Source organism: Pseudomonas sp. 1152_12 (assembly GCF_052850675.1).
The window spans coordinates 290,445-302,686 of record NZ_VXCW01000001.1; the positions used below are offsets into that span (position 1 = coordinate 290,445).

Sequence of the window (12,242 nt, forward strand, 5' to 3'; positions counted from 1 at the left end):
GCGGCCACATTCTTTTGATCTGCCTACGTTCTAGAACTGCCAGTTCAGGCTCAGCCCCACGCCTTGGGTTTTCTCACGCCTAGCCAACTGCCCGTGGTAATCGAGGTTGACCCGCGTGGCCTTGCTCAACGCCAGGCTGGCTTGCACCCCGACCAGGGCCGCATCGCGCAGCAACGGCGAACTGCGCACCGCAAATGAAGGCCCGCCTGCGACAAACGCCAAGTGCTCTTGCGATTCAACCGCGGTAAGGCTGTGCTGCCAGCCCAGAGAGCCGGACAGCTCCAACTGCTGGTGATCATTCAATGGCAGGGTTTTCAACGCGCGCATACCGAGGGTGCTGAGCACCGCATCACGCCGATCACGGCCGCGTTCCAGGGCAGCGGCGTCACCTTTTTCATGGAATGAATCACTGTCCAAGTGCACATACGCCAGGTTGGCGAACGGCTCCAGCGCCAGCGGTTGCAGGCGAATGCGGTAGGCGGCCTCGGTGAACAACTGGGCCGTACGAGCGTCCAGCTTGGTCTTTTGCTTGCCGCTGACTTCAGCGTATTGCAGGTCACGTTTCACATCACCGCGATGCCAGCTGTAGGCGCCGCCCACGCTCACGCGCCAGTCGCCTAGCTCGCGCCCGGCATAGGCGCCGAAGTGGTAGCTGTCGATGGACGCCGAGGAATGTGTGCCGCTGCCCATGTTCAATGAGCTGTCGCTGTAACCGGCCACCACGCCTACGCGGGTCTGCTCATCCAGCGCACCGTCGACGCCGGCCAACAGCCCGTCAATCGAAGTGGTGTAGCCTGCCGTTTCGCTGCGGCTGTCAGTCTTGCCCCAGGCGCCAAGCGCCTTGAGCCACAGGTTGCTTTCGCCGTGGACCGGCACGTGACGCAGGCGCTCGCCCACGGCATCGCGCAGCTGCAGGCTATCGTTGATCAACATCGCACCAACCGCAGGGTAGATTTCGCCGGACAACTGCTGCAAGCCTTGTTGGGCCGCGGCGAGGGAATCCGACTGCAACACACTCTCGAATACGGGGTTGCCCGCGCCCAGTTGCTCGGCGGCGACGGCGACATTGCGCTGGTTACGGGTGGCGGCCACGCTGGCAAACGTAGCGTCGTTGCGTACCACGGCCAACTGCACGCCGTTGGCCGCGTAGTCGAGAGTGCCGCCAAGGAACAGGTAGTTCGGTAACACCTGACCAAACTGGCCCTGGATGCCACCCGCCGCCTGGAGGATGCTGTACTGGCGGCCAATCAGGCTTTGCGCCTGGCTCTGGCTGAGCAAGGTAGGGCTGTTCTCCAGCGCCAGGGTGACGGTGCCGCCGCCCAGTACGGCTTTGCCACCGGCGACAATGCGGTCGCTGCTGGTGGGCGTCAGCTCCACCGCATAGGTGGAGCCCGCGCCCAGGTTCACATCGCCCGCCACCTGCAAGGTGCCGACGGAATTGCCCGGTGCAACGCGGCCGCCGCTGTTCACCGATAACGCGCCAATACGCCCGGAGCCGCCGAGAGTGCCGCTCTCGTTCACGGTCACCGCCGAGGTCAGCGTACCGTTCACCGCCAACAGGCCGCCGTTGACGGTGGTCGGCCCGCGATAGGTGCTGTCGCCGCTGAGCAACAAGCTACCGGCACCGGACTTGATCAGGCTGCCTTCATACACGCGGTTCGTGGCGGCTTGGTCACGGGCGCTGCCGAGCGCGTAGTCGGTCTGGTCCTGCTGGCTGGCAGTCGCGCCCACGCCGTTTTGCCAGCCCTTGTCGATCAGGGTTTGCTGCCAGGCCGTGTGCTCGGCGCGGTCTTCGGCCTGACGCTGCAGCAACGCCTGGTCGGAGAGGCCATTGCTCCACACGTCGCCCTGCCCGGCCGCCAGGCTCACGTCCATCGCGCCGAGCAATTGCCCTGGCCCGTGCATCGCCCGGCCCAAGTCCGGCACGCCCCAGCCAACGATGGCATTGGGCGCCTGAGTGATCGAGCCGTCGAGTTGTGTGGCCGTGGTCAACAGCACCTGCAGCGCTTGCTCGTTACTCATGTACGGGTAGCGCTCCATCACCAACGCCAACGCGCCCGTGGCATGCGGCGCCGACATCGAGGTGCCGGACTTCACGCCATAGCCGCCACCAGGAACCGTGCTGTTGATCAGCGCGCCAGGTGTGGAAATGCACCAGTACTTGGCGATGCCGCACTTGTTGTATTTCTGGTTATTCGCCTTGTCCAGGCCCGACACGGCCAGCCAGTGGCCTTCCAGTTCCGGCTGGAAATACGGCAGCGCCGAACGCAGGCTGGCGTTCGCGTAACCGCTGTTGCCGGCGCTGAACACGTTGATGACGCCGGCCTTGGCCACATCCGCCGCGGCATCCAGCCAAGTGCCCTGGTTGTAATGCTGGGCGTAGGCGGCATGCAGGCCGCCGAGGGTCTGGTAGCTGACATCCGAAGGCTGGCTGCCCCAGCTGTTGTTGATGGCACGCACGCCGGAATCCACCAGCGCGGTGTACACCGCCTTGAAGTATTTGGGGTCCGGGGTTGGGCCGAACAAGAAGCTGTCATTGGCGTTGGTGTTGCCCACGTAGAGTTGCGCGTTGTAGGCCACGCCGTGCATGCCCACGCCGTCGCGCGCCGCGCCCATGGTGCCGGTGACGTGGGTGCCGTGGGAATCGTTGTTGGGGTTGAGCGCACCCGTGGTGCTGAACGGGCTGCCATTGACGTAAGTGCCGGTGGCGGAGACCGGATGGTAACGGTCTTTGGATGCTTCCGGGTGTTCGGTATCGAACCCCGAGTCCAGCGCGCCGATTTTCACCCCGCTGCCGCTGATCCCCGCGGCGTAGGCCTCATTCGCCTTCATGCGGTCCAGGCCCCAGTCGCTCAGGAACTCGGCAGACCGCCAGCTGGCTGGGTTACCCGGTAAACCGGTCTCGGTGTATTGCGCCTGTGCCGCAACGGACAGCAGGAGCAAGGAGCCTGCGGTAAACGGTTTGAAGCGGGATGAGTCGGTGATCATCTAAACCCTCCTTATTGTTTTTATACGTGCTCATTTCACCGGGCCAAAGGCCTCATCGACTTTCGCCAGGTCGGTGTCGCGCAAGTTGCCCGCGTAGTAGTGCAATTTGGTCCAGGCCATCAGGTAGTCATAACGCGCCTGGGCCAGGTCGCGACGGGTGGTGTACAGCTGCTGCTCGGCGTTCAGCGCATCTAGGTTGACCCGTTCACCCCCGAGGATGCTTTGCTTGGTCGACACCACGAGCGCCTCGGCCGAGGTGAGGGCTTTTTGGTACGCGCGCAATTTACTCACCCCAGAAAGGCAGGCGCTGAACTGGCGGCGCAGCTCGATCAGGGTTTCGCGGGTCTTGCCTTCCAGCTCGTACTCGGCTTGTTCCATGCCACGGCTGGCTTGGCGGGTGGACGCCGAAATGCCGCCACCGGCATACAACGGCACGCTGACTTCAATGCCAATGGTGTTGGTGTCATAGCGCTGGTTGTAGGTGTTGCCGCTGTCGGACTCCTGTTTGCGCGAGCTGGCATACGCGGTGATCTTCGGCAGGTGGCCGGCGCGGTTGCGTTCCACTTCATAACGCGCCACTTCCACGGCCTGACGCTGGGAGGCGAGCGTGGGGTTATTGCTGATCGCCAGTTCATGCCAGGTGTCGTAGTTGGCCGGGGTCAGGGTGAAGGCGGAGAAGCTTTGGTTCAGCGGCGCCAGGTCTTGGATGTTGACGCTCTGCACGCCGATCAACGCGCCCAGCTCGCGCAAGGACGCATCCTGTTCATCCAGCGCCTGGATCTCTTCGGCGGTGGCCAGTTCATACCGCGATTCGGCTTCGAGAATATCGGTGCGCGTGCCCTCGCCCTGCTGGAACAGGTGCTGGTTTTGCTGGAACTGCTGCTCGAACGCCTTCTTTTTCGCACGGGCGATGTCGATTTGGTCCTGGGCAAACAATGCCTGGGTGTAATAGCTCAACACACGCACCAGCAACGCCTGGCTCTTGTCGCGAAAGCTTTCATCGGCAAACAGCGACTGGGCCACGCCTTTGCGGTAGTTGGCATAGGCTTCGTAGTCGAACAACGGCTGTTGCAGGCTGAAGGTCGAGCCGTAGCTGTTGTAGTTGCGGTCGTCGCGGTACGTACCGCCGCGACCGTCCGGCAAATGCGCCTCGGAGTTGTTGCGGCCTTTGTTGTAGTTGTACGACAGCCTGGGCAAGAGCCCGGCGCGGCCGATGGTGCGGTTTTCGAGGCCGGCGTCGCGCTCTTTGATCGCGCCGAGAAACACCGGATCGTTGCGCAAGGCTTGCTCATACACATCAAACGGGCCCATGGCAGCTTGGGCAGAGCCGCAAATCAACATCAGTGAAATGAACACAGGTTTCATGCTCATTCCTCAGTCAACGCAGAGCCGGCGCGATCCAGCAGCGGCTTGAACAGGTAATTGAGTAACGAGCGCTCGCCGGTGCGCACGAACATCTCGGCGGGCATGCCCGGTTTGATCACCAGGCCATGGAGTTTTTCCAGTGCGGCCTCGCTGACCGTGGTGCGCAGCACGTAGTACGGCTGGCCGGTTTTTTCATCGAGCATCTGGTCGGCGGAAATCAGGCTGACCTCACCCGGCACACGCGGCGTGCGGCTCTGGTTGAAGGCGGTGAACAGGATATCCACCGGCAGGTGCGTACCGACCTTGTCCACTAAGTGCACCGGCAAATGCCCTTCGACTTCCAGGCGCGTGCCCTGGGGCACGATTTCCAGCAGGGTTTCACCCGCACGCACCACGGCGCCTTCGGTGTGCACGCTGAGGTTGACCGCAATGCCATCGGCCGGTGCGTTGATTTCGTTGTGCTGCAGGTCGAAACCGGCCGAAGTCAGTTGCTGCTCCAGGGTCAGGCTGCGCAGTTGCGCGTCGGCCAGTTGGCTGCGCACTTCCTTCTGGTACTCCTCGCGGTGCTGCTGCAACTTGAGGCGCGATTCAAGGATGCCCTGCTCCACGCGGCCGCTCTCGCCAGCGTTTTGCGCCAGGTCCTGCTGCACTTGGGACAGTTGGCGCTGGTAATCGAGCAAGCGATTGCGTGGGATATAGCCGTTGTCGGCCAAAGGCTGCAGGTTGGCCAGTTGATCGCGCAGGGATTGGGCCTGCGCCGACAAGTCGCTGCGGGCGCGGCGCATGCCATTGAGTTGCGAAGTGGCGCCGTCGATATTCGCGCGAATCCCGGCCTGTTCGCGGGAAAACGCCTCGCGGCGGCTGCTGAACAGTTGGCGCTGGCCTTCCAGCACCAGAGCCAGGGCCGGATCGGGGTTGGCGCTCAGTTCGGCCGGAAAGGTGATGCTGGAATGGTTGTCGCGCTCGCTCTGCCAGCGCGCCACGCTGGCCCAGGCCATGCGGTACTGGGCTTGCAGCGATTGCACATCGGCCTGGTTCTGGGTCTGGTCAAGGCGAAACAACGGCTGGCCCTGTTTGACCCACTCGCCCTCCTTCACCAGGATCCGACTGACCACGCCGGGGCTGAAGGTTTGCACGGCCTTGCGCTTGCCCGATACCACCACCGTGCCCTGCACCGGGATGCCTTGGTCCAGCGGGGCCAGACTGGCCCAGAGGAAAAAGCCGCCGGCGCCGACAATGGTCAGCAGCCAGCCCATTTTTACGAAAAAACCGGCGTCGCGTTGTTCAAAACGAGGCTCAACAGTAAGGCTGCTCATGCGCCTGGATTCCTTCCGGCTTGGTACTGACGGCTAAGGCTCACACCCGCCTTTTCTCGGGGTGCTTCGTGTTGCTGGCCCGACAAGGCGCGCAGCACTTCTTGGCTTGGCCCGAAGGCCTGCAATTGGCCTTCGCTGAGCACCAGCAACTTGTCGGCCTGGGCCAACGCAGAGGAACGGTGGGTCACCAACACCACGCTGCTGCCCTGGGCTTTCATCTGCACGATGGCGCTGGCCAGTGCGGCTTCGCCGACGGTGTCGAGGTTGGAGTTGGGCTCATCCAGCACGATCAAACGTGGCCCGCCGTATAGCGCGCGAGCCAGGGCCACGCGTTGCTTCTGGCCACCAGACAGGCCGCCGCCGTTGTCGCCGAGCACGGTGTCGTAGCCTTGCGGCAGGCGCAGGATCAGTTCATGCACGCCGGCCTGTTGCGCCGCTTGCACCACCCGTTGCGGGTCGGCATCGCGAAAACGCGCGATGTTGTCGGCGATGCTGCCGCTGAACAGTTCGATGTCCTGGGGCAAGTAGCCGATATGCGGGCCGAGGTCGTCACGGTCCCAGCGGTGAATGTCCGCACCGTCCAGGCGCACGGTGCCCGCCAGGGTCGGCCACACGCCTACCAGCACGCGGGCCAGGGTGGATTTACCCGAGCCCGACGCACCGAGCACGCCGAGCACTTCGCCCGCGCCTAGGGTGAAGCTGACCTGCTGCAAGGTCGCCATGCGCCGCCCGGGCGGGCCCGCGCTGACGTGTTCGAAACTCACCTGGCCCTTGGGCGCCGGCAACGCCATGTGTTCGACTTCCGGCGGAAATTCACGCAGCAGCTCGTCAAGCCGCTGGTACGCCAATTTGGCCGAACTCCACTGCTTCCACACCGCAATCAGTTGGTCGATGGGGCTGAGCACGCGGCCCATGAGAATGGAGCCAGCGATCATCATGCCAGCCGTCATATCGCCCTTGATCACTAGGAAGGCGCCCAGGCCCAGCACCAACGATTGCAGGCACAAGCGCAAGGACTTACTCAGCGAGGTGATCACCGAACCGGTGTCACTGGCCTTGTTCTGATAGCCGAGAAATTGCGAATGCACCGCGAACCAGCGCTTGCGCAACGCGCCGAGCATGCCCATGGCCTGGATCGTCTCGGCGTTGTGCAGATGGCTGGTGGCCAACTGGGTCGACTGCTGGGAAAACCCGCTCGCCTCGCCCAACGGCTTTTTGGTCAGGTATTCATTCAGGCAGGCCAGCGCGATCAGCAGCACCGCACCCGCCGTGGCCAGCACGCCGAGCCACACGTTGAAGAGGAAAATCACAAACAGGTAGATGGGAAACCACGGCGCATCAAAAAACGCGAACAGCGCAGGTCCCGTGATGAATTGGCGGATCGCGGTGAGGTCGCCCAGCGATTGCCCAGCGTGCCCCTGGCCACGCTGCAGGTTGCGTTCAAACGCGGCTTTGTAGACGCGCAAGTTGAAACGCCGCTCCAACTGGCTGCCGATGCGGATCACGATAAAACTGCGAATGACTTCCAGCGTGCCGATAAACGCGAAGAAGCCCACGACCATCAGCGTCAACATCACCAGGGTGGTTTCATTCTGGGAGGACAACACACGGTCATACACTTGCAGCATGTAAATCGACGGCACCAGCATCAACAGGTTAATCAATGCGGTGAAAAAGCCGATGCTGATCAAAATACTCTTGTATTCACCCAACGCCCTGAATAAGGGCGCAACCGCATGGGACTTCGCCATATCTTCTGATCTTCCCTGAAGCGAATTACACACAACAGTTGCCCGAACCCTGAATAAGGGCGGCCAACTATTAAAATCGAGTTATATGCTTATAACTTTTAATTAAGGTGTTCGTTGCAGCACAACTTCCGGTATTGACGCCGTGTGGCCTTTATATTCACCGTCTTTTTCACGATTTAAATGGATAATGCCGGTGCCTTGGGCATTCATCAGCCAGATCCCGTCCGGGGTCGGCAACCAAGTCAGGGGTCTATCCCCCAGCCATTGTTCAGCGCAGACGACATCACCGGCCAGCGCGTTCGGCTGGTCCAACAGGTCCAGCGAGCACACCTGATCCTGCTGGTGCAACTGCCAGTGGCCGGCCAACTGGGCGGTGGTGGGTAAAACAAGACTGCTAGCCATTGCATGGGCTCCTGCCGACACGAACAACACCTGTGAAGCACAGGCGATCAAATGAGAAAAACGCGGCATTTTCTGCTCCATCCTAGAGCGCGGCGCCGGAGCGCCGCGCGCTTTTTACATCACGCTACGATGTCGCTGGCAACTGCCTGGCCAACGGTGGTGACGAGGAAATCCGCCACGCCGTGCCCGGAGAAGTCCACGGCCAAGGTGCCCAGGTTAGTACCCGAGGCATAGCTCAGCACAGCGTCGCCGGCGTGGCCGGTGAACGCGTTGACGAAGGTCAAGCCTGCACCTTTGGTGATGCCGGACAGGTCGATCTTGTCCGAACCCGAGGTGAAGTCAAAGATCTTGTCGGCAGCACCTGGCTTGGAGTCGGAGCTGGCACCGAACACGAAGGTGTCATTGCCGGCGCCGCCCCACAGTTGGTCCGCCCCGCCACCGCCGTAGATGATGTCGTTGCCGGCACCGCCTTTGATTACGTTGGCTGCGTTGTTACCAATGATCAGGTCGTTGCCCGAACCACCGAACGCGTTCTCGACAGTGACGCCCTTGGCGATGGAAACGTTGCCCACCAGGCCGCCAACGTCGGAGAACGAGGCCTCATTGAGGTTGATCTTCTGGTTCTGGGTAAAACCGGAGAAGTCCAGGGTGTCGTTGCCGCCACCGTCCCATACCGAAAACACCAGCTTGTCGGCATTGGATGTGGCGCTGTAGAAATCACGCCCGGTGTTGGAGTTGAACCCGTAAGTGGTGTCACCGGCGCGGGTGTTGTAGTTGGCGCCGTAGAGCTTCTGGATCGCAGCGATGTCGTCGATCAACGGGCCCGAGGCGTACGCTTCGACGCCGCCTTTGGTGAAGTTCTGGTTGGTGTTGCTCTCGCTCCAGTAACTCATGACGCTGTAGCCACGCGTGTCCTGTCCATAGTCCGCGTTTCTGTACGTAGGGTTGCCGGTCCCGGCGTTGTAGTCGCCAGGGTGAGCCAGGCCCAGCGTGTGGCCGATTTCGTGGGTCAGGGTCTGTCGACCGTAGTTGTTCACGTCCGGGGTCTTGTTCGGCGTGTAGCTGTTGTTGGTCAGGTACCACGAGGTGCCGTCGTAGCCTGCGCCGGTGCCGGGCAGGTAAGCGAAGGCCGCAGCGCCAGCCTGGCCGCCACTGTAGTTGGCGAAGGTCATGTGTGTGTCACCGCCCGAGGCGCTTTCGGTAAAGCTCACGTTGGCGACGTCCGCCCAGGATTGCATGGCCAATACGGCCTGTGCTTTCTGCTGGGCGTTGAACTGGCTGAACCCGGAGATACCATGTTTGTTCATGGTCGCCGAGCTTGCCGAGGTGAGGAAGGTGTAGGTCAGATCAATCTTGCCGTTGTGGTTCACGTCCCTGTACGAGGCTCCATCACGCAGCAGGTGCTCCGCTGCCTGGTCCACGGTGAAGGAGGGTTTGCCATTCACCGTGAGGTTGCCGCCGCGATCATACAGATGGCTAAAACTATCGATTTGCGAGTAAGCAGTGCTAGCTTGCGCGGCAGATACAATAGCTTTGTCTTTTACTTTTGACATAAACGTACTTCCTTGTTTGCAAGTGCATCAGTCTTTGGTCGATAGGAACCTCGCGGGCGAGATCGTCCCATCACTCACCTCTTTTGAAGGCGTATCGAAACTGACACAACTTGAAATCTTTCGTCTACACATATTTCCGCAGCAAAAATGTGACGCACATTCAACTTAAGGAAGTCGTGGGCAGCGTTTATTGGGGGTAATTGCTTTTACTCATCGACCGCAGTCTCGGTGTTATTTAAATATTAAATACACCTAAAGCCACTCTAGTGAGCGGCCCACTTGAATAATGGATCCAATATATTGTCACCGTGTCATTAGCGACATTAAAGAGCCACCACTTAGACTATTAAACAGAGTTGTCCCCTATTACCGGGCCACACTCCAGCCGCTCTTGTGTAATGCCGTTAACAATGTCTCGCTCGCCAGGCCCGGCACCGTGACGCCTTCGTCGGTGCTCATCTCCTCGCCAGCCAGCATGGCATTGATGATCGCCTCCTCCACCGCCTCCGCCGCCGCGCTGAACAGCGGCGATATATGGTCGTTATTGACCATGTGCAACGCCGTGCTCAGCGGCAAGCCTTTGCGCCCGTAATCCGCCGCTGGCAGGCCGTGGTTGCCGGTGGCGAACGCCAGGAACAGATCGCCGCTGGAATCCTCGGTGCCGCCACCCGTACGCGCAATGCCAATGGAGGCGCGCTGCGCCAGGCGCTGGCACTGGTGCGGTAATAACGGCGCATCGGTGGCGATGATCACCACAATCGAACCCATGCCCGGCGTACCGCGCTCGGCGAACGGTGAAGCAATGCCCATCAAATGGCGGCCCACCGGGTAACCGTCTACACGCAGCTCCTGGCGCTTGCCGTGGTTGGCCTGCACCAGCGCGCCGACGGTCCAGCCGCCCTGCTCTGCTGGCAAACGCCGCGACGCAGTGCCAATGCCGCCCTTGAACTCATGGCAGATCATGCCGGTGCCGCCACCCACTGCGCCCTCCTGTACCGGACCGCTGTCAGCGTTAACCAGCGCTTCACGCACGTGTTCAGGCTTCACGTGCTGGCCCCAAATATCGTTGAGCGTCCCGTCGTAGGTTTCCATCACTACCGGCATGCACCAATACACCGCCGGGTCCGCCAGGCGCTCGCGCTCCAGGGCGATCAAGGTGTCCCGCACGATGCCGATGCTGTGGGTGTTGGTGATCGCCACCGGCGTGGTCAGCAGCCCCGCCTCGCTGATCCACTCAAGGCCGGTGGCATCGCCATTGCCATTGAGTACGTGGTAGCCGGCAAAACACGGTTGCTCGCGCGCCTCTCCCGCACGCGGCTGCACCAGCGTGACGCCGGTGCGCACCTGCTTGCCGTTAATACGCGTCTTGAGCGTACTGTGGCCGACCCGCACACCGGGAACATCGGTGATGGCATTCAATTCGCCGGGCGTGCCCAGCCCCAGCGTGATGCCCATTTGACGTGCACGCATAACCACTCCTTACAGTTTTTGATAGGCCGGACTCAACCGGCCACTGATGCAATACAAAATCACCGACAACGCCAGCACACCGATGATGATCATGATGTCGCGCACCGACGCCGCGTAGATCAAGGTCACCAGCAGATAACCGGCGCCCAGCACCGCCAGCACCGCCGGCAGCGGCCACAGTGGCATGCGATAGGGATGCTCGCGATCACGCAGCAGCACCCGACTCATCAAGGCGCACAAGGCCACCGCCAAGTACACCAGGATAATCAGCAACACGGTGAAGGACGTCAGGTCTGCCAGGTTGGAGCTGAAACTCAACAATGCCGACGGAATGGCCAGGAACAAGGTCGCCAGCCACGGCGAATCCCAGCGCGGGTGAATGCGTGTGAACAGCGTGTTGATACGCGGGGTCCACAACGCATCGCGGCCGCTGCTGAACACCACGCGGCCAATCTGGATGACGATCGCGACAATCGCATTGAACACCGACAGGAAGATCCCTGCGCTGACCAGTCGGGACAAGGTTTCATTGCCGTGACTGGTCAGCAGGTAGCCGATAGGGTCCGGGCTGCTGATCATGGCACTCAACGAGGGGGCGCCGATCAGCAGTGCGGTGATGGGCACCAATTCGATCACTACCACCAACCCCAGGGACCACAACACGGCTTTGTGCACGCCTTTGCCGCCGCACTTCATGTCTTCGGCCAGTAACACGGCCGGGCCATAACCGTTGTACGAAAACAAACCGATACCGACCGCACCCATCACCAACCCCCAGGGCGCCAGGTGCAGCACGCCGTTTTCGACGATTTGCGGCGCAAACAACACGCTGACCGGCTGTATCGGATTGCCGAAGCCGATAAACACGATCACCAGCAACGCCGCGACTTCCAGCAGCAAGCACGTGCCGGTGATCCAAGCGTTGAGTTTGATATTGAGGATGCCCAAGGCGTAGCTGCTCACCACGATCACCAGGGCGACGGTTTGTGAGTCGAATTTAGTCCCCAGGGCATTGTTCAGGTAGGTCGCCGCCCCCGTGGCCAAGACTGGTGGGATAAACAGCAACATTACCAGCACGGTCAAAAAGGTCGCATAACCGGCCATGCCGCCAAACACCCGCTTGGCATACACATACTCACCACCGGCGCTGTTGTGCGCACGACCAAGTTCGGCGTAACAGAAGGCGAACATCAGTGCGAGCACGGCGGCCATCACAAACGCCAGGAATACACCACTGCCCGCTTGTTGGATGGCAAACGGCGCAATCACGAACACGGAACTGGCCGGCGTCACCGCTGACACGGTGATGGCGACTACATCGAAAACGCTTAGGGTGGGTTTGAGCACGCCGTCTGGCGCGGGGGAAGCACTCATATCGTTATCCTCTGTCGTTGTTT

General features: G+C 61.3%; 8 protein-coding genes. All 8 read right to left on the bottom strand.

What is annotated here, in order from left to right:
* Positions 1–30: 30 nt before the first annotated feature.
* Positions 31–2,988: an autotransporter serine peptidase EprS gene (gene eprS / locus FW764_RS01210; protein ID WP_446432367.1), complete on the bottom strand. Its 2,958-nt coding sequence runs from the start codon at positions 2,986–2,988 to the stop codon at positions 31–33.
* Between the two features lie 30 nt (positions 2,989–3,018).
* A complete protein-coding gene (locus tag FW764_RS01215) occupies positions 3,019–4,353 on the bottom strand; it encodes a TolC family outer membrane protein (protein WP_446432368.1) in 1,335 nt (444 codons plus the stop codon).
* Positions 4,354–4,355: 2 nt separating this feature from the next.
* Positions 4,356–5,669 carry an HlyD family type I secretion periplasmic adaptor subunit gene (locus FW764_RS01220; RefSeq protein WP_446432369.1) on the bottom strand — a complete coding sequence of 438 codons (1,314 nt, stop codon included), beginning with the start codon at positions 5,667–5,669 and terminating at the stop codon, positions 4,356–4,358.
* Positions 5,666–7,420 (bottom strand): type I secretion system permease/ATPase, encoded by a 1,755-nt coding sequence (locus tag FW764_RS01225; protein WP_446432370.1) that lies wholly within the window; start codon positions 7,418–7,420, stop codon positions 5,666–5,668. Before FW764_RS01225 ends, FW764_RS01220 begins: the two co-directional genes overlap by 4 nt.
* Positions 7,421–7,522: 102 nt before the next feature.
* A complete protein-coding gene (locus tag FW764_RS01230; protein WP_446432371.1) occupies positions 7,523–7,891 on the bottom strand; it encodes a protease inhibitor Inh/omp19 family protein in 369 nt (122 codons plus the stop codon).
* 50 nt (positions 7,892–7,941) lie between these two features.
* Positions 7,942–9,375, bottom strand: a complete 1,434-nt coding sequence (locus tag FW764_RS01235) for a serralysin family metalloprotease (RefSeq protein WP_446432372.1) — start codon at positions 9,373–9,375, stop codon at positions 7,942–7,944.
* A 366-nt stretch (positions 9,376–9,741) separates the two neighbouring features.
* Positions 9,742–10,845 carry a DmpA family aminopeptidase gene (locus tag FW764_RS01240; RefSeq protein ID WP_446432373.1) on the bottom strand — a complete coding sequence of 368 codons (1,104 nt, stop codon included), beginning with the start codon at positions 10,843–10,845 and terminating at the stop codon, positions 9,742–9,744.
* A 9-nt stretch (positions 10,846–10,854) separates the two neighbouring features.
* Positions 10,855–12,219 carry an APC family permease gene (locus FW764_RS01245; RefSeq protein ID WP_446432374.1) on the bottom strand — a complete coding sequence of 455 codons (1,365 nt, stop codon included), beginning with the start codon at positions 12,217–12,219 and terminating at the stop codon, positions 10,855–10,857.
* Positions 12,220–12,242 lie beyond the last annotated feature (23 nt).